The following is a 16,485-nucleotide window of genomic DNA, read 5'->3' as shown; positions in this document are numbered from 1 at the left end:
TTTTAATTTAGTAGTTGTGGTTCTCCATATTGTATGAACGAAGAGTGCGGGATCAATCTGACATCGGGCGCAGCAGACCACGGCTGATCAGCAGTGTAGTCATGCTGTTTGCTTCATACGTATTTGGAGCCACCACGACCTTTCTTCCGCTGTATATGGTATCGACCGTGAAGGAGAGCGGGGGTGTTTTTAACGATGACCTATTTGTCATATATGCTGCCTGCCGATTCCAGATATGAGACAACAACGATCGGAGGACGATCCGTGACCCAAGCGGCCACCTCGCGCGAGAAAAACAAAAATGATTTGACAACATGGTTCAACAGGATTATAGTCATTGTTGTTAATCGTAATAATTACTATTAAGGTCAGAGGTATATGGACCACAACCATAAGGAGTAGATACACATGACACAAAAGCAGGTTCCGGTAACTGTTCTTAGCGGTTACCTCGGTTCAGGTAAAACAACCGTTCTTAATCACGTACTGCACAATCGGAAGGGGCTCAAGGTCGCCGTCATCGTTAATGACATGAGTGAGGTCAACATCGATGCCGCTCTGGTGAAGGGTGAGGCGACGTTGTCGCGCACCGAAGAAAAGCTGGTGGAGCTGTCCAATGGCTGCATCTGCTGCACCTTGCGGGATGATCTGATGCAGGAGATTGAGAAGCTGGTGAACGAAGGCAGGTTTGATTATATCCTGATTGAATCCACAGGCATCAGTGAACCTGTGCCGGTAGCACAGACCTTTACATATGCAGACGAGGAGTCAGGTATTGATCTGACAAGTCTGGCGAAGCTGGATTGTCTGGTAACCGTCGTGGATGCCCATCGATTCTGGCATGATTTTGCCTCAGGGCAGAGTCTGCTGGATCGGAACCAGGCCACAGGTGAGGAAGATACCCGCGATGTTGTGGACCTGCTGATTGATCAGATAGAGACTTGTGATGTCCTGTTGCTGAACAAATGTGATCTGGTCGATGACGTGGAGCTGAACAAGCTTGAAGGTGTCATCCGCAAGCTTCAGCCTAAGGCCAAAATCATTCGGACTGTGAACGGACAGGTCAACCCGTCTGAAATTTTGAGTACAGGTCTCTTCGACTTCGAGAAAGCAAGCATGTCCGCCGGGTGGATTCAGGAGCTGGAGAAGGAATCCCATACACCGGAGACCGAGGAATACGGTATTGGCTCCTTCGTGTATCGTCGTCGAAAACCATTCCATCCTTCTCGTCTGGCTGAATTCATGAGCTACTGGCCGGAAGAAGTGGTGCGTGCCAAAGGGCTGGTCTGGCTCGCGGCTAAAGGGGATGTTGCTGCAAGTCTGAGTCAGGCGGGATCGTCGATTCAGTTTGGCCCTGCCGGACATTGGGTTGCGGCATTGCCGGAAGCTGATAAGGAAGAAATTTTGCGTGCGGAGCCAGATGTGCTGGAGAAGTGGGATGCGCAGTGGGGAGACCGTCAGACCGAGCTGGTCATGATCGGGATTGAAATGGAGCGCGTCATCATTGAAGACGAACTTGACCAATGTCTGCTCAGTGATGAAGAAATGCAGGCCGATTGGGGGCATTTCGACAATCCTCTGCCTTGGCCAGTTGAAGTCGTATAAAAAATAAATTTATAAAAGGAGCTGTAAACCATGGCCAAAAAATCAAAAGTGGTACGTGAAAAACAACGTCAGGCAACCGTAGCCAAATATGCGGAGCTGCGCCGGGAACTGAAAGAAAAAGGGGATTATGAAGCGCTGCAGAAACTGCCGCGCAATGCTTCCCCAACCCGATTGAAAAATCGCTGTGAACTGACAGGCCGTCCGAGAGGATATTTGCGCAAGTTCAAGGTATCGCGGATTGTGTTCCGTGAGCTGGCTCATCAAGGGCAAATTCCGGGCGTCACGAAGTCAAGCTGGTAAGACACATGCATGATCCATTTGATTATGATTGTGTAATTGTTGGAGGGGGGCCAGCGGGGATCGGCATGGCCTCTGTCCTGCAGGATCTGGGAATGCCTCGTTTTACTGTGCTGGAACGCAGTGAGGTGGGGGCAACTTTTCTGGCGTGGCCGGAGGAAATGCGTCTGATCACCCCTTCGTTCACAAGCAATGCCTACGGCATGATGGATCTGAACGCCGTGGCTTTGAATACGTCTCCAGCGTACACACTGGGAACAGAACACCCGACAGGGTTGGAGTATGCGAAGTATTTGCAGGTGGTGAGCCAGTTCAAGAAATTGCCTGTGCAAACGGGAGTAGATGTTTCGGAGGTTATTGCGGAGGAGAAAGGCTTCAGGGTCGTGACATCCAATGGACAACTGTGGACACGCTATGTCATCTGGGCAGCAGGTGAATTTCAATATCCGAGACTGGACCGGTTTCCTGGGGCTGAGTATGGTGTGCACAGCAGTTTATTTTCCAGCTGGACGGCGGTTCAGGGAGAAGAATGTGTCATCGTTGGTGGCTATGAGAGCGGTGTGGATGCAGCTATTCACCTGAGTAAACTGGGGAAAAACGTAACGGTAATCGACCGTAATGGACGAGGACTCGCCAAGGGCAGCAGTGATCCAAGTGTGGAACTAAGCCCCTATACGAAGGATCGCCTGCGCGCGGCGATGATGGATATGCGAATACACATGATGCAAGGTTATGAGGTCAAGTGGATTGAACCGGATGAACCGGGCGGTTATGTTCTCTATTGCGAGAACGATTCCGGAGAGTCCCGATTGCTTAAGACGGGTCAGGCTCCTATTCTGGCGACCGGGTTCCGCAGCAGTTTGCACCTGATTGAGAATCTCGTCGAGCGCAACAAGGAAGGTCAGCTGCAATTGGGAGCGGCGGATGAATCGACGATTGCCCCCGGACTGTTCATTACTGGACCACAGGTCATGCATGGTCAACTCCAATTTTGCTTCATTTATAAATTCAGACAGCGCTTTGCGGTTGTGGCTCAGGCCATGGGTGAGAGGCTCGGGCTGGATCTGGCTCCGCTGGAAACCTATCGCAAAGAAGGCATGTTCCTTGATGATCTGTCCTGCTGCGGTGAAGACTGCACATGCTGAATTCGGTTGTGGAGCAACCCGAAGAACTTCGTAAAGTGGTGCTGGTTGGCTTCGAATCCGCGGGCAAATCGGCTCTGTTTCGGGGACTTACGGGCAGAGATACAGGCGAGGAATCCAATGTGCGGGGCTCCACGGTGACCGTCCGCAGGGCGGAGTTGCTTGAGCACCAGCTTGAACTACTCGATACACCTGGAATCCGGATGAAGGATGACAGTGTCACGACCATGCTGACGTTAAATCAGCTCGCAGCTGGTGACACAGTAATCTTGGTCATCCGCGGCACGGATGTGGTGCAGGAACTGCCTTTACTGCTCGGTATGCTGGATGTCACAGACAAAAATGCTGTATTGGTACTTACGTTTGCCGACAAATGTGGTCCCGGATTATCGGCTCAGGTTAACTATTACCGTAAAGGTCTGGGCATTTCCGTTCTGCCGCTCAATACAAGGGAAATGGATGGAAACACCCAAGACCTGATATGCCGGGCGATTGTTGCCGCCAGACCCATGAAGAGGCATCCGGAGCTCGCATCACCTCCTGAATCGCCTGTGGACGAACCGCAGACAACGATGTTTGAGCATACGGTTTGGGGACGTTTTGTGGCTTTGGCTGCATTGGTATTATTATTTGCAGCACCAGTGTATGTGGCCTATCTGTTCTCCGGCTGGATACAACCGCTCGCAGATGCCTGGATTCTTGAACCGCTCCATCGCATTACTGCGGGATTATGGAGCCCGCTGCAGGCGATAATGCTCGGAGATTACGGCATGATTAGTCTGGGCTTGTATTCGTTTATATGGGCATTTCCGGTCGTATTCCTGATTGGGTTCAGTGTGGCGGCGACGGAGGAAAGCGGACTGAAAGACCGGATTACCGACTCGCTGGATGGGTGGATGCGCAAAATCGGCATGAACGGCAAGGATCTGATTCCGGTCCTCAGTGGTTTTGGGTGCAATGTCGTGGCTGTGTTCCAGAGTCGTACCTGCAGCTCCTGTACACGAAAGGCCTGTGTTTCATTGATTTCCTTCGGTTCTGCTTGCAGCTACCAGATAGGAGCTTCTCTATCCATATTCAGTTCCGGCGGCAAGCCGTGGCTGTTCTTTCCTTATATGCTTGTACTGGTACTTGCGGGTGCAATTCATACACGTCTGTGGAATCGAAATCGGCTGGATGACACGCTCCCGTTACATGCTAACCGGACCTTTCTGCAAAAGCCATCATGGCGCTCTATTAGCTGGCGCGTTCGGTCTGTCATGAAGCAGTTTCTCGTGCAGGCGATGCCTATTTTCATCGGTATTTGTGTGGTGGCTACGTTGCTGGAGCAGACGGGGGTACTGTCTGCCCTGACTGGCGCGTTGACGCCGACACTTGCGATCTTTCATCTGCCGGGCGATGCCGCAGGCGGCATTCTGTTTTCCATTTTGCGAAAAGACGGATTGTTGGTGCTGAATCAGGATCAGGGTTCCTTCGTTGAAGACTTGAGCGGCGGGCAGCTGTTTATTCTTGTGTACCTGGCTTCCACGTTAACGGCATGTCTGGTGACGATGTGGACCATTCGCAAGGAGTTGGGAGCAGTCTTTGCCATGCAACTGGCAGGCAAACAGCTCGTAACGTCACTAGGCAGTGCATTTGTACTGGCATGGCTATGGAACTGGATTGCATAACGATGTTGATGAAAGGGTGTGATCTCCATGCTGGACTCGTTTACCATTCGGAGAATTCAATCGGTGATGAACGGTTATATCCATGAGAAGGTCCCGGCACCACTGCGCACCATGGTGAAATTAACGTATGAGATGAATGACAATGAACTGATTTTGACCGAAGAAAGGCTCGCTGAAGAACGATATCAATGGGAAAAACTGCATATTGCCCGATTTTACTGGGAAGAGAATCAGTGGAAGGTATATGCCAAAGACGGACACAGTAGCTGGAATGTGGTAGACGTTATTGAGCCTTGTCCTGATTTTGAAGATCTGCTAGAGCAGGTTGAGCGGGACGAAGCGGGTCTGTTCTGGCGCTGAATGCGCGGTTTTTAACGCAAATATGTGCTGGAGGGAGGATTTGTAATGCAAAAGGTACAACAGAATAACAGGATTAGCCGAGTAGTGAACGATTCTTTTATCATACCGGATAAAGCTGAGCGCTTGCGGTTATTCGGCTCCGTTGATCCCATACAGGGAGATAAGCCTGTACGGAAAGAAGAGATGCAAGATTTGCAGAATAGCAAAAATGATTTTCTATTTGAGCTGCAGCAAGTCGGTATTGATCAGGTGAAGTATCCTTTGGATGTCATTTCGGCCAAAGATCCCGTTCGATTGTCCAGCATCGGAACGTTCCGGCTGACGACTTCGCTGGATCGCGAATCGAAAGGCATTAACATGAGCCGCTTGATGGAGCAGCTTCAGCACAGTCGCGGTGAAGGGTTAAGTGACCGGATTCCGGATCTCGTTGCGCTGACGCAGCAGATGGCCGAACAGATGAATCAGGCGAAGGCAGAGCTGAAAGTGACCTATCCCTGGTTCTACGAACGAACCGCCCCCGTAACCGGTTTGTCTGGACTAAATCATTCTTTGGCTACGGTTCATGTCATCTGGGAAGCTGGAAAATCTCCTGTTCTGAGAACAGGTTTACATATACAGGTCACGACGTTATGCCCATGTTCAAAGGAGATCAGCGAATTTAGCGCGCACAACCAGCGGGGGTTATTGCGTATCCAGGTCCAAGCCAACCCGGGAGAAGTGCTGCCGGGCTATTGGAAGGAAGAGCTGTTGAATGTGGCGGAATCCAATGCAAGTAGCTGTCTTTACCCCATACTCAAAAGGCCTGATGAGAAACGGGTCACGGAACGTGCATATGAGAACCCGCGATTTGTGGAAGATATCGTCAGGCTGGTGGCGGCAGATCTGTATGAGAAGCACTGGGTAAATAAATTTAAGGTAGACTGCAAAAATGAAGAGTCCATTCATCAACATGATGCCGTAGCTCGTATCGTATATGACAAGTCGAGATAACGATAGTGTGAGGGATAAGGAATTCATTTTATTTTATATCACTTTACAATATGAAGAGAAAACAGAAGAACCACCGTCAGAGCTTCAGCGGCGGTTCTTCTGTTTTTTTTAGCGATCCTATGAGCAATCCAAGTGCCATTGCACTAGACTTCATACAAAATTTCACCCGTTCGGGATACATCATATCCCTCAAATGATTGCAGTTCCTGCCTGAATGCCGGTGATTGCAGAATGCGCAGTACTGATTCGATCCACGCTTCGTTCCCTTGTTTCTTCAGCATGACCAGATCGTAACGTTCCTGAACAAGTGGAATAAAATCAACCTGACCGACAAGTCGTGCAGCCTTCTCGCTGCCGATCCCTACATCGGCTTCACCGGAACTGACCTTGGCAGCTACACCCATGTGACTGGTTTCTTCCACGTCATACCCAATCAGCTGGGAAGCAGGGATACCATGCAGACGCAATTGTTCATCCAGTAATACACGTGCACCCGACCCTTTCTCCCGGTTAGCCAATCGCAGCTCAGGCTGCTTCAGATCTGTCCAGTTTTGCAAGCCCCGCGGGTTACCTCGTTGCACATACAGCCCGGCAGGCCGTGTTAGCAGATTCACGACGACATATGACCAGCCAATCAGGATTTTGCGAATGTAGGGCAGATTATATTCTCCTGTATCTCCATCCAGCAGATGGGTACTGACCAGATCGGATTCCCCACGGTACATGGAGATCAAGCCGTCGAGACTACCCATGAACGAACGCAGTGGACGAATATCCCGTGTGTGCTTTTCCATATATCGCATGAGAATATCGAGGCTGACATCCTGTCCTGTAATGACCAGATGACGGGCCGAATGGGCTGGCGAAGGATTGCCCGTCATGGAGGTAGTGGCTGCGAATGTCCCTCTGGATAGAGGCGAAGCACTTGTAGCGGAATGAACAGCATGATTGGTCGGATCACTTCCCGTCCCGGAATAAGACTCAGAAGGGGGAACTGAATCCACAGCGGCCCGGTGCGTTGGCGATTGAAGCTGCTTGGAGCGCTGTTTATAAGCCTCCAGATCGGTGGCGTCAACACGCATTTGTTTGCCGACGCGATAAGCGACGAGGTCTCCCTTTTTAATCAGATCGTAGACCGTTAGTTTGGATATTTTGAGTAGCTTGGATATTTCTTCGGTGGTATAGGATTGCTCCTCCGTCATCAGTGAAGATCCTCCTTCAAGGTACAGATCATATAACGTTTCGTTCATCAACGCTCATCGTCCCGGATAAACGCTGGGGTCTCTTGTACTATACCATTAACAGCCAGAGAGGATAAACTCGCCCACCACAATGCAGCTATCGATGGCTTGCCCATCAACAGACACGTCAAAGACTACCTTCCTATTTCAATGATCTTATGTATAATTAAATATAATTAATTATATCTAGTTATAACTAAACATAACATCGGGGGAGAAGTAGATGAAAAAGAGTATTGGATATGTGTTGGGGAGTATGTCACTTGGAATGGCTCTCGTATTGGCCGGTTGTGGTGCAAGCACAGACAGTAAAGATACATCCACAGCAATGGAACAAACGGGTACAACACCAGCGACATCAGGTGAGAGTTCAACGGCTGGGGCAACAGATCCTCAGGAAAAGGTGGAGCTAACCATCTCAGCCGCAGCCAGTCTCACGGATGCCATGAAGGAAATTGAAACGAACTTTGAAGCCGCGAATCCCAATGTGGAGCTTAACTTCAACTTTGGTGCATCCGGTGCATTACAACAGCAAATTGAACAAGGCGCGCCAGCAGATGTTTTTGTATCGGCTGCGACCAAAAATATGAACGCGCTCGTGGATGAGAAGCTGATTGCATCCGGTGATCAGACGAATTTGCTCCAAAATTCATTGGTAGCCATCATTCCAGCGGATCGTTCAGATACCGTAACAAGCGAGAAGGATCTGACGGCTGATTCTATCAAGACCGTAGCGATTGGTATACCGGAAAGTGTGCCTGCAGGAACCTATGCGAAGGAAGCACTGACCAATGCCAAAATGTGGGATCAGTTGGAAGGTAAGCTTGTACAGGGCAAGGATGTCAGACAGGTTCTGCAATATGTAGAAACAGGCAATGCGGATGCGGGGTTTGTGTACAAAACGGATGCACTCACTTCTGATCAGGTGAAAATTGCTTTTGAAGTGGACAAGAACAGCTATACACCAGCCAATTATCCAGTAGGGATTATTGAAGGTACGAAGCACCGGACAGAAGCAGAACAATTCTACACGTATTTGCAAACGCCTGAAGTGCTTGATGTATTTGCTAAATACGGGTTCTCCATTCCGAAATGAATGTGAGCGCAATAGACTGGGCGGTATTCTGGCCACCGGTTCGTCTTTCTCTTCAAGTTGCGTTGCTGTCCAGTGTGATCGCAGCAGTGTTTGGCATCGCTGTGGCCTGGAAGATGTCGCGTACCTCGTTCCGTGGCAAAATTTTTCTGGAAACGGCATTTATGCTTCCGCTTGTGCTTCCGCCGACCGTGGTCGGATTCATCTTACTCGTGTTACTGGGGCGTAAGAGCCTGCTCGGACAGTGGATTGAAGCCATCTTCTCCGCACCTGTCATTTTCTCCTGGTGGGCTGCCGTGATTGCCTCGGTGGTGGTTGCATTCCCATTGGTATATCAGACGATGAAATCCGGCTTTAGCGGGATTGATAAGGATCTGGAAGATGCAGGCCGCTCCATCGGAGCGAATGAATGGCAGGTATTTCGTTATATCTCACTTCCGCTTGCAGGGAGAGCGTTGATGACGGCGTTCATCCTGGGTTTCGCTCGTGCACTGGGGGAATTCGGGGCCACACTCATGATCGCAGGTAATATTCCGGGCAAAACGCAAACCGTACCCACTGCGATCTATGTTGCTGTGGATTCGGGCAATCAGACGATGGCCTGGATGTGGACCGGCTCTATTATTATCATTTCGTTTATCATGCTGCTCTTAACCAGACAGCCGCGCGACGGGAAGGCATGATGCGGGCTATATAAAGTGAAAGCGATAAGGATTAGCATTCAAAAACCCGCTCAAGGAATCTTTCCTCGGAGCGGGTTTTCATTTACACAGGCGGCGTATATCGTATATCATGTATGTTTACGTTCGTCCAAGCCGCTATTTGTTCAGCCTGTTTGAACAGAAGGCGTCTCATAACGGGAAGGGTCGAGCGTTTTGACCATAAATACAATCTCTTCCTGCCGTTCAGGTGTCTGTACCGTTTTGTGATGAAAAGGTTCATATCCCCTCCGTTCATACATGGGAGCAAGCCAGGGATGGCGGGTCGCCGTTGCCAGAAATACGGCAGGAGCATCAAGCTTCTGTAGAATGATATGTTGCTCAACCCAATCCAATAGTTTAGAGCCATAGCCCTGGCTTTTATGGGCCGGACTTACCGCGAACCAGCGGATGAAAGGATAGGGGCTGATGGCTTGCCGCTGTACATCTTCGGCTCGATCAAGGGTAACCGTGGCAATGATTTCTCCGGCTTTTTCAAGAATATAGCATTCATGCTGTACAATATTATTCTGTATAACTTCCAGTGTAGCGTGTCCGGCTGGAAAAGGAATGTTCAGGGCCCGAATCGTTTCATAGGCATCAACGGTAACAGCCTGCAATTGTTCGGCATCTTCAAGTGTTGCCAATCGGTATTGTTCGGTCATGGTCGATCAATCCCTTCTATGAAAATTAACTATTCCAACCTGTTAAGTTGGTTTAATATTTTGGTGTTATTTTATCATGAAATTCATGGTTGGAATATAATTCTCGAATCAGATCTGTCTATAAGCCCATCGAAAGCTTCTATATGTAAAAATGACAAAACTTTTTCCAATTTTACTCGTTTCAGGACTCGCCTAAACCATGCTCTATCCTGTAAAATAGAACTAACTGATTCCAGCCAAGAACTGAAATAAGGAGAGACGACTAATGAATACGAAACCTGATTGCGGTATATCGTTGCAAATCGACGACTATCTGGATCTTTTGCATTTTGCCATCCAAATCGAGGATCAGGAATGGCAGCAGTCCCTTATCCACCAGCTCAAAATATTTCAGCCGGAAGCGGAGCAGCGCACACCTGAAGAAGAATTATGGATGAGATTTGATTATATCAACAGTAAACTAACAGGTCTCTGCCACCAGATTCACGCGGCCCATTCAACGGATGAACGTAAGAAGTTTGAAGAACGAATCGGACTCTTGCAACTGCAGCGTATAGAAGTAGCTCGTAAGATTAAATGGGCTAGTCGCAGATAGATGCGTATTTGAATTTAATATGATCTGCAATTGAAGAAGCGATCCCCAGCCTGGTTGGAGGATCGCTTCTTTTGGTTTACTTTTGGATTAGGGAACGGGTGAAGCATAGAGAAGTTCTATAACGTTATCAGGATGTCCTATTAACATATATATTGCCTAGGTATGACATACGATGCTATTCTTTGTTCAACCTAATTCCGACTATACAAGTGTGAATGGTTAGTTAAATCAAAGATGAGGAATGGGAGTACACATCATATTGGCTGAAATAACAGCCTGTGGAGGAGATCGGGAATGGTTAATCAATGGGGGATTCAGAAATTCCGGACAGCATTGCTGTTCATTACTATGTTGGTGGTACTGGCGGGTTGCAGTTCAGGCAATGCATCGAATGAATCGGATTCCGCATCTGCGTCCGGTCAAGATAAAGTGAAGAAGATCATTGTGGGTACAGGTACTCAATTCCCGAATGTTTGCTTTATTGATGAGAATGGCAAGCTGACGGGGTACGATGTAGAACTGATCCGCGAGATTGATAAACGATTGCCTGAATATGAATTCGAGTTCAGTACAATGGAATTTAAAAACCTGCTGCTTAGTCTTGAAACGAAGAAAATAGACCTGATCGCTCACCAAATGGAAGTGAATGAAGAGAGACAGGCCAAGTTCCTTTTTAATGACGAGGCATATAACATTTTCCCTAATAAAATCGTTGTAAGCGAGAAAAACCAGGATGTAAAATCCATCGAGGATCTGAAAGGTAAAAAACTGATTGTTGGCGCTACGAGTAATGCGGCTGTACTGGCTGAGAAATGGAATGCAGCGAATGGAAATGCCATCGACATTGTGTATTCCGGAGCAGGAGAAGATACGAATACCCAGATCAAAACAGGCCGAGTGGATGCAACCATCAGCACGCAGTTTGCCATCGATTATCAGAACAAAGTGGTGGATGCACAGTTAAAGACTGTAGGAGAGGCTCTGTCCAACTCCAAAGTGTATTTCATTCTGAACAAGGATGAGGAAGAGCTCAAAACAAAAATTGATGAAGCGCTCAAATCAATCAAGGAAGATGGAACATTGAGCAAATTGAGCACAGAGTGGCTGGGAGCCGATTACACGGTTGAGGAATAGTTCGTTGAGAAAGGTGAGCGACGGTTATGGGTAAATCATTCGATCTGTCATTAGTTCTGGATTTCGTCCCTGAACTGCTGCGATATTTGCATATTACACTGAGTGTACTGGGCGGTTCCATTGTGCTCGGTTTGGTGGGCGGTGTACTTCTGGCGGTTCCGAGGTTATACCGGATTCCGGTGCTGAGCCAGCTCGCGACCCTGTACGTCTCTTTCATGCGGGGCACACCGATTCTCATCAAGTTGTTTCTGGTCTATTACGGATTACCTGAATTGCTCAAGCCTATAGGCGTCGATCTGTCCAGGACCGATCCGCTGGTATTTGTCATCGTGACTTATGCGTTAAGTGATGCAGCGTCCTTTGCGGAAATCTTTCGCGGAGCTGTACGCAGTGTGGACAAGGGTCAGACGGAAGCGGCTTATGCTGCGGGCTTGACCACGTTTCAGTCGTTTCGGCGCATTGTGGTTCCGCAGGCGCTCATCGTTGCTTTTCCAAATATGGCGAATACGTTGATTGGTTCGTTAAAGGATACGTCACTTGCTTTCTCGATTGGGGTCATGGACATGGTGGGCAGGGGGCAAACGCTGATCTCGGCTACATCGCATGCACTTGAAGTGTATATCAGTCTGTCGATTGTTTACTATGTTATCGTGCTTGTACTTGAAAAAGGGTTTGCTATCGCAGAACGCAGACTCCAGCGTCACGAACGTAAGAAAGAATTCCCTGGGCCAGTGGTTAGAGCTGAACGCCTGAAACGAATAGCGGGGTGAGCGAATGTCTATTGATTTCAACTTTATCTATACATCTTTTTTCCAGATTCTAAAGGCATTGCCACTAACACTCGTCATTACGATTGTACCGTTGATCGCAGGCTTTGGCATTGGTCTGGTTACTGCTTTAATTCGAATCTATAAGGTTCCCTGGGTCTACCGGATCGCTGATTTCTATGTTTCGTTTTTTCGGGGGACACCGATGCTGATGCACTTGTTTCTAATCTATTACGGGATTCCGTTGATCATCGACAAGCTTGCAGCCCGGTACGGCTGGGCCTTTCAGTCTTCCTCCATCCCGATTCTGGTGTTCGTGCTCATCGCCTTCTCGTTGACTGCCGGATCTTATATGTCCGAGATTATCCGTTCCGGTATTCTTGCAGTGGACACTGGGCAGATGGAAGCTGCACATGCCGTGGGCATGAGTACCTCCCAGGCAATGAGACGCATTATTTTACCGCAGGCGGTGGGTGCGGTTCTGCCGAATCTGTGCAGTATGTTTGTTGGTTTCCTGCATGGATCAACACTCGCGTTTACCGTATCACAGATGGATATTCTCGGGAAAGCGGATGTGGTGGCTTCGGTCAGTCTGAAATTTCTGGAGGCTTTCATTGCTGCCGCATTGATCTATTGGGGTCTGACGGTGATTGTCGAACGGATTACAGCTTTGCTGGAACGCAGAGTTGCCGTGTACAGCAAAGGAGGGGTGTCATGATATCACTGACGAATATACACAAATCTTTTGGTCAGCAGGAAGTGTTGAAAGGTATTGATCTGACTGTGGAGCAGGGGGATGTTGTTGCCATTCTTGGACCGAGCGGGTCCGGCAAAACGACATTGCTGCGCTGTGTGAATTTTCTTGAACGTGCCGATGAGGGCAAGGTACAGATCAGCGGATTAACCGTAGACTGCAAGCATGCCCGCAAACATGACATTGTGCAGTTGCGGCGAAAAACGGCGATGGTGTTCCAGCACTATAACCTGTTCAAACATAAAACGGTACTGGATAACGTAACGGAAGGATTAATCATCGCTCAGAAAATGTCCAAAGCCGATGCTCGTGAACGAGCCTTGCGTGTACTTGAACAAGTGGGCCTGTCCGCCAAAATTAATGAGTATCCCAGCATGCTGTCAGGTGGACAACAGCAGCGGGTAGGCATTGCTCGGGCGCTGGCACTGAATCCAGAGGTAATTCTGTTCGATGAACCAACCTCGGCGCTTGATCCTGAACTTGTAGGTGAGGTGCTGTCGGTCATTCGATCGATTGCCCAGGAGGGCATCACCATGATTGTTGTCACCCATGAAATGGGTTTTGCCCGCGAGGTGGCAAATCGAGTTGTATTCATGGATGGGGGTTCCGTAGTGGAAGAAGGAACACCGGAGGAAGTATTTGCGCGGCCCAAACAGGAACGTACCCGCCAATTCCTCAGCCGTTACTCATCCGATTGGAGTTACGTCATCTGACGATATAGGCGCAAGCTGGAGTAACTGACGATCCCGGCCCGGCATATGCTGTAGCAGGCAAATGCTGATAGGCCGGGTTTTTCTATGGGTGAAGCAGGCCGTGACGGTAAGGAGGAGGACCATGCAGAGCAAAATCGATGAAATACTCACACATATTGCACATTCTCACCAGCAGGTTGCACGTGTACTGGATGCCAAACGTCAAGTCGCTGTGCGCATGTCTGAAATCATTAATCATTTGCCGGATATCGAACCGGAGCTGGATGGCGTTGACGGTCTGCTGGATAGCTCGGGACAAATCAACAAAAGCATCATCTCCTATTTGGGAGGCCTGGCAGACTTGGAAGAAGCCGTAGCCGAAACGCTGACTCAGGTGATGCGGGAGATGGCGGGTCAAGAGGAAGAATAAGCCCGGAAGGCGGGTGAATGGACATGAGCAGAGAACAAAGTCTCATACTGATGCTGGATGCAGCAGCCAAGATGCAGTGGAATATTGCCCTGATTTTGGAGGCCAAGGCGATTGAAGCCGAGAAGGTAAGGAACTGGGCGTTAAATCATTTGAATGGTGAGTCTTTTCTGACGCATAGCGATCAGGTGGCAGAGCCACTCAAAATGCATGATCAACTGGTGGAAATACTAGAAGGATTGACCCGAATGGAAACCGGATTATGCAACAACCTGAAGGCCATCATGGTGCAGAACGATGGTGAAGAAGGCGGCATGGACGGTGGCATGTTTGGCGGCATGGATATGGGGGATCTCGGAAAATGAGTCTGTTGCGGCGTGAGCAGGAAGCGAAACTGTCCCTCATTGAGTCCATTGCACACAGTCAGCAGGCGCTCGCCCGCATTCTGGACAGTGTGGCCAGCGTGTCTGCCCACTCGGAAGTATCCGCCCGCAGTCTGGCCGAGAACATTCGTTTGCTAAGCCGTTATCAAGAGGAGATGTCCCGGATGGTTACGGGGATAAGGCTGGCCCGAATCCAGCATGGGGAGCCTGGTGTGCCATGGCTCAAAGACCCTGGATATGCGATACGCATGGTCCGGAACATACAGGAGGAATGTTGACATGTTAAAGAAGAAAAAAATACGTCTGAGAACCAAAAGAGCTTTGCTTGCTCGCGGGGCCCGTCTGCGTAAAATCCGTAAACTGCGTGCGGTCAAAGGCAAACGTGTGCTTCACAAACGTACCCTCAAAGGACGCAGTGCGTGGCTCAAAAAAAAGAAACGTGCGGTACGACGGCACCGGAGTGTGAAGCCCGCACAACCTGTCGTCCCGGCTACCCCTACCGATCCGAACCCGGACAGCGCGTACAGCCAGGGGTACAACGAGGCGTACAACGAGGGATTCAACGCGGGTTTCGCCAAGGGATTCGAGGACGGACATCAGTTGGCTTACAAAGCGCAATAACAGAGTAGGTGTACATTTTCGGATGACTATAGATGCATGTCCAGTGTATGACGATTGCCCGGGGGGACGGATCCCTCCGGGTTATTTGTATCGCTGCAAAAGCGGACATGCCCGTGCAGGCGGTTGTGGAGGGCAGACGCCAATTTTGCGCCTTGCAGGACACCCGTCCATGATGCATCTGACCCCGGGGCATATCCTTTAGAGGGAACACCAATCTCGGGGAGAATCTGAAAGTGGGATCTCCTGAAGGAAGACAGGGTGAAGGATGTGGCAAAACGACGACACCGGCCGCCTACAGAAGCGGAGATAGCTTACCGTGGCGGATATGCAGAAGGCCGCAGATTTGGCGGCTGTCAGGCCATGATGGAGCGAGTGCAGATGTTTGAGCCGACCGTGCGGAATATGAAAGTGCTGTACATTCCGCAAGGATTCGATGCCATCGATGAAGGCGTCATTGGAGCCTTGCAGCAATCTGTTCGTGAATGTGTTGTCGGATCGCCGGCAAACATGCTGCAGGAAGCCAGCCAGCACATGCCCGATCTGGTGCTGGTCATGAATGGACTACACGTATTTCCTCCCGATCATCTGGAACAGGTGAATGGCATAAGGGGACTTGGAATACGAACAGCAGTATGGTTTGTGGATGACCCGTATTTTACCGAAGATACGACAACCATCTGTCAGCATTACGATGTCGTGTTCACGCATGAGGAAGCGGCCGTGCCGTTCTATACTGCACATGGAGCAGGTCGGGTGATCTATATGCCGCTGGCAGTGAACCCGGGAATGTTTCAACCAAGGCGTACGGCGCCGCAGCATCAGTATGACATTTGTTTTATCGGCACCGGATTCTGGAACCGAATTGCACTGTTCGATGAGCTGGCTCCTTTTCTGGCGGACAAAAAGGTATTCATTGCCGGCAGCCAGTGGAACCGGCTGAAACGCTCCGACATCCTGGGCCGATTCATCCATGAAGGCTGGATTGATCCTGGAGCGACAGTGGATTATTACAATGGCGCCAAAATCGTGATTAACGTACACCGGACTTGCGAGAATGGGGAAGACAATCGCAATACGCATCATCTCCAAGGCCATTCCATTAATCCGCGGACGTATGAGATCAGCGCCTGTGGCACGATGCAGATAACGGATGCACGCAATGATCTGCCACGTTACTACCGGCCTGGATATGACATCGAGACCTTTACAACCGCGGCTGAACTTCAGCGCAAAATCAAATATTATCTGCACCATGAAGAGGAACGGCGAGCCCTGGCTTGGCGAGGGCTGCTTACCACACTGAACCAGCATACGTTCACTCGTCGTATTGCTCAGCTGCTGGAGCACGTGTAAA

22 protein-coding genes are annotated in these 16,485 nt (G+C 49.6%); 19 read left to right on the top strand and 3 right to left on the bottom strand.

What is annotated here, in order from left to right; all coding sequences use genetic code 11:
* Positions 1–52 precede the first annotated feature (52 nt).
* On the bottom strand, positions 53–211 hold the full coding sequence (locus BUA17_RS31370; RefSeq protein ID WP_161490625.1) for a hypothetical protein: 159 nt from the start codon (positions 209–211) through the stop codon (positions 53–55).
* A 197-nt stretch (positions 212–408) separates the two neighbouring features.
* On the opposite strand from BUA17_RS31370, the gene BUA17_RS26060 reads away from it, so the two are divergent.
* From BUA17_RS26060 to folE2, 6 genes are read left to right on the top strand one after another with little or no spacing between them, the layout of a single operon-like run.
* Complete coding sequence (locus tag BUA17_RS26060; protein ID WP_072735452.1) at positions 409–1,605, top strand: GTP-binding protein; 1,197 nt, start codon at positions 409–411, stop codon at positions 1,603–1,605.
* A 30-nt stretch (positions 1,606–1,635) separates the two neighbouring features.
* Complete coding sequence (rpsN, locus tag BUA17_RS26055; RefSeq protein WP_063566651.1) at positions 1,636–1,905, top strand: 30S ribosomal protein S14; 270 nt, start codon at positions 1,636–1,638, stop codon at positions 1,903–1,905.
* A 5-nt stretch (positions 1,906–1,910) separates the two neighbouring features.
* Positions 1,911–3,047, top strand: coding sequence for an NAD(P)/FAD-dependent oxidoreductase (locus BUA17_RS26050; protein ID WP_072735451.1), 1,137 nt, complete (start codon positions 1,911–1,913; stop codon positions 3,045–3,047).
* A complete protein-coding gene (locus BUA17_RS26045; RefSeq protein WP_072735450.1) occupies positions 3,041–4,711 on the top strand; it encodes a nucleoside recognition domain-containing protein in 1,671 nt (556 codons plus the stop codon). Before BUA17_RS26050 ends, BUA17_RS26045 begins: the two co-directional genes overlap by 7 nt.
* A gap of 27 nt (positions 4,712–4,738) precedes the next feature.
* Positions 4,739–5,071, top strand: coding sequence for a DUF3024 domain-containing protein (locus tag BUA17_RS26040; protein ID WP_072735449.1), 333 nt, complete (start codon positions 4,739–4,741; stop codon positions 5,069–5,071).
* Positions 5,072–5,116: 45 nt separating this feature from the next.
* Complete coding sequence (gene folE2, locus BUA17_RS26035; RefSeq protein WP_072735448.1) at positions 5,117–6,061, top strand: GTP cyclohydrolase FolE2; 945 nt, start codon at positions 5,117–5,119, stop codon at positions 6,059–6,061.
* A gap of 143 nt (positions 6,062–6,204) precedes the next feature.
* On the opposite strand, the gene BUA17_RS26030 is transcribed toward folE2, so the two are convergent.
* Positions 6,205–7,263, bottom strand: coding sequence for a substrate-binding domain-containing protein (locus BUA17_RS26030; RefSeq protein ID WP_072735447.1), 1,059 nt, complete (start codon positions 7,261–7,263; stop codon positions 6,205–6,207).
* A 262-nt stretch (positions 7,264–7,525) separates the two neighbouring features.
* On the opposite strand from BUA17_RS26030, the gene modA reads away from it, so the two are divergent.
* Positions 7,526–8,398, top strand: a complete 873-nt coding sequence (modA, locus tag BUA17_RS26025; protein ID WP_072735446.1) for a molybdate ABC transporter substrate-binding protein — start codon at positions 7,526–7,528, stop codon at positions 8,396–8,398.
* A complete protein-coding gene (gene modB / locus BUA17_RS26020) occupies positions 8,395–9,078 on the top strand; it encodes a molybdate ABC transporter permease subunit (RefSeq protein ID WP_170867947.1) in 684 nt (227 codons plus the stop codon). The genes modA and modB overlap by 4 nt, the downstream gene beginning before the upstream one ends.
* Positions 9,079–9,221: 143 nt before the next feature.
* Here the strand turns inward: modB and BUA17_RS26015 are convergent, their stop codons facing one another.
* The gene (locus BUA17_RS26015; protein WP_072735445.1) at positions 9,222–9,758 is read right to left on the bottom strand and encodes a GNAT family N-acetyltransferase; all 537 of its coding nucleotides are present in this window, start codon (positions 9,756–9,758) and stop codon (positions 9,222–9,224) included.
* Positions 9,759–10,023: 265 nt separating this feature from the next.
* On the opposite strand from BUA17_RS26015, the gene BUA17_RS26010 reads away from it, so the two are divergent.
* The 11 genes from BUA17_RS26010 to BUA17_RS25965 all read left to right on the top strand — a co-directional run bounded on the left by BUA17_RS26010 (position 10,024) and on the right by BUA17_RS25965 (position 16,484).
* A complete protein-coding gene (locus tag BUA17_RS26010; RefSeq protein WP_063566659.1) occupies positions 10,024–10,353 on the top strand; it encodes a hypothetical protein in 330 nt (109 codons plus the stop codon).
* A 294-nt stretch (positions 10,354–10,647) separates the two neighbouring features.
* Positions 10,648–11,487, top strand: a complete 840-nt coding sequence (locus tag BUA17_RS26005; protein ID WP_063566660.1) for a transporter substrate-binding domain-containing protein — start codon at positions 10,648–10,650, stop codon at positions 11,485–11,487.
* Positions 11,488–11,513: 26 nt separating this feature from the next.
* Positions 11,514–12,257 carry an amino acid ABC transporter permease gene (locus BUA17_RS26000; protein ID WP_072735444.1) on the top strand — a complete coding sequence of 248 codons (744 nt, stop codon included), beginning with the start codon at positions 11,514–11,516 and terminating at the stop codon, positions 12,255–12,257.
* Between the two features lie 4 nt (positions 12,258–12,261).
* On the top strand, positions 12,262–12,972 hold the full coding sequence (locus BUA17_RS25995) for an amino acid ABC transporter permease (RefSeq protein WP_063566662.1): 711 nt from the start codon (positions 12,262–12,264) through the stop codon (positions 12,970–12,972).
* Complete coding sequence (locus BUA17_RS25990; protein ID WP_072735443.1) at positions 12,969–13,721, top strand: amino acid ABC transporter ATP-binding protein; 753 nt, start codon at positions 12,969–12,971, stop codon at positions 13,719–13,721. Before BUA17_RS25995 ends, BUA17_RS25990 begins: the two co-directional genes overlap by 4 nt.
* A gap of 121 nt (positions 13,722–13,842) precedes the next feature.
* Positions 13,843–14,130 carry a hypothetical protein gene (locus BUA17_RS25985; RefSeq protein ID WP_063566664.1) on the top strand — a complete coding sequence of 96 codons (288 nt, stop codon included), beginning with the start codon at positions 13,843–13,845 and terminating at the stop codon, positions 14,128–14,130.
* A 23-nt stretch (positions 14,131–14,153) separates the two neighbouring features.
* Positions 14,154–14,492 (top strand): alpha-helical endospore appendage domain-containing protein, encoded by a 339-nt coding sequence (locus BUA17_RS25980; protein ID WP_063566731.1) that lies wholly within the window; start codon positions 14,154–14,156, stop codon positions 14,490–14,492.
* Complete coding sequence (locus tag BUA17_RS25975) at positions 14,489–14,788, top strand: hypothetical protein (RefSeq protein ID WP_063566665.1); 300 nt, start codon at positions 14,489–14,491, stop codon at positions 14,786–14,788. Before BUA17_RS25980 ends, BUA17_RS25975 begins: the two co-directional genes overlap by 4 nt.
* A 1-nt stretch (position 14,789) precedes the next feature.
* The gene (locus tag BUA17_RS25970; protein WP_063566666.1) at positions 14,790–15,131 is read left to right on the top strand and encodes a hypothetical protein; all 342 of its coding nucleotides are present in this window, start codon (positions 14,790–14,792) and stop codon (positions 15,129–15,131) included.
* Between the two features lie 22 nt (positions 15,132–15,153).
* Positions 15,154–15,333: a hypothetical protein gene (locus tag BUA17_RS31015; protein WP_139295735.1), complete on the top strand. Its 180-nt coding sequence runs from the start codon at positions 15,154–15,156 to the stop codon at positions 15,331–15,333.
* Between the two features lie 56 nt (positions 15,334–15,389).
* The gene (locus tag BUA17_RS25965; RefSeq protein ID WP_063566667.1) at positions 15,390–16,484 is read left to right on the top strand and encodes a CgeB family protein; all 1,095 of its coding nucleotides are present in this window, start codon (positions 15,390–15,392) and stop codon (positions 16,482–16,484) included.
* Position 16,485 lies beyond the last annotated feature (1 nt).

The organism is Paenibacillus sp. ov031, from assembly GCF_900143165.1.
GTDB classification, from domain to species: Bacteria; Bacillota; Bacilli; order Paenibacillales; family Paenibacillaceae; genus Paenibacillus; species Paenibacillus marchantiae.
Note: the sequence above shows the minus strand (reverse complement) of the source record. Positions and strands in the feature narration are given on the sequence as shown.

What these genes read in the sequence shown, in the direction of transcription:
- BUA17_RS26015 (WP_072735445.1), bottom strand. Translation starts at nt 9,758, where the DNA reads ATGACCGAACAATACCGATTGGCAACACTTGAAGATGCCGAACAATTG.
- BUA17_RS25980 (WP_063566731.1), top strand. Translation starts at nt 14,154, where the DNA reads ATGAGCAGAGAACAAAGTCTCATACTGATGCTGGATGCAGCAGCCAAG.
- BUA17_RS31015 (WP_139295735.1), top strand. Translation starts at nt 15,154, where the DNA reads ATGACTATAGATGCATGTCCAGTGTATGACGATTGCCCGGGGGGACGG.
- BUA17_RS25970 (WP_063566666.1), top strand. Translation starts at nt 14,790, where the DNA reads ATGTTAAAGAAGAAAAAAATACGTCTGAGAACCAAAAGAGCTTTGCTT.
- BUA17_RS31370 (WP_161490625.1), bottom strand. Translation starts at nt 211, where the DNA reads ATGACAAATAGGTCATCGTTAAAAACACCCCCGCTCTCCTTCACGGTC.
- modA (WP_072735446.1), top strand. Translation starts at nt 7,526, where the DNA reads ATGAAAAAGAGTATTGGATATGTGTTGGGGAGTATGTCACTTGGAATG.
- BUA17_RS25995 (WP_063566662.1), top strand. Translation starts at nt 12,262, where the DNA reads ATGTCTATTGATTTCAACTTTATCTATACATCTTTTTTCCAGATTCTA.
- BUA17_RS26060 (WP_072735452.1), top strand. Translation starts at nt 409, where the DNA reads ATGACACAAAAGCAGGTTCCGGTAACTGTTCTTAGCGGTTACCTCGGT.
- rpsN (WP_063566651.1), top strand. Translation starts at nt 1,636, where the DNA reads ATGGCCAAAAAATCAAAAGTGGTACGTGAAAAACAACGTCAGGCAACC.
- BUA17_RS26045 (WP_072735450.1), top strand. Translation starts at nt 3,041, where the DNA reads ATGCTGAATTCGGTTGTGGAGCAACCCGAAGAACTTCGTAAAGTGGTG.
- BUA17_RS26000 (WP_072735444.1), top strand. Translation starts at nt 11,514, where the DNA reads ATGGGTAAATCATTCGATCTGTCATTAGTTCTGGATTTCGTCCCTGAA.
- BUA17_RS26005 (WP_063566660.1), top strand. Translation starts at nt 10,648, where the DNA reads ATGGTTAATCAATGGGGGATTCAGAAATTCCGGACAGCATTGCTGTTC.
- folE2 (WP_072735448.1), top strand. Translation starts at nt 5,117, where the DNA reads ATGCAAAAGGTACAACAGAATAACAGGATTAGCCGAGTAGTGAACGAT.
- BUA17_RS26030 (WP_072735447.1), bottom strand. Translation starts at nt 7,263, where the DNA reads ATGACGGAGGAGCAATCCTATACCACCGAAGAAATATCCAAGCTACTC.
- BUA17_RS25985 (WP_063566664.1), top strand. Translation starts at nt 13,843, where the DNA reads ATGCAGAGCAAAATCGATGAAATACTCACACATATTGCACATTCTCAC.
- modB (WP_170867947.1), top strand. Translation starts at nt 8,395, where the DNA reads ATGAATGTGAGCGCAATAGACTGGGCGGTATTCTGGCCACCGGTTCGT.
- BUA17_RS26050 (WP_072735451.1), top strand. Translation starts at nt 1,911, where the DNA reads ATGCATGATCCATTTGATTATGATTGTGTAATTGTTGGAGGGGGGCCA.
- BUA17_RS26040 (WP_072735449.1), top strand. Translation starts at nt 4,739, where the DNA reads ATGCTGGACTCGTTTACCATTCGGAGAATTCAATCGGTGATGAACGGT.
- BUA17_RS25975 (WP_063566665.1), top strand. Translation starts at nt 14,489, where the DNA reads ATGAGTCTGTTGCGGCGTGAGCAGGAAGCGAAACTGTCCCTCATTGAG.
- BUA17_RS25990 (WP_072735443.1), top strand. Translation starts at nt 12,969, where the DNA reads ATGATATCACTGACGAATATACACAAATCTTTTGGTCAGCAGGAAGTG.
- BUA17_RS26010 (WP_063566659.1), top strand. Translation starts at nt 10,024, where the DNA reads ATGAATACGAAACCTGATTGCGGTATATCGTTGCAAATCGACGACTAT.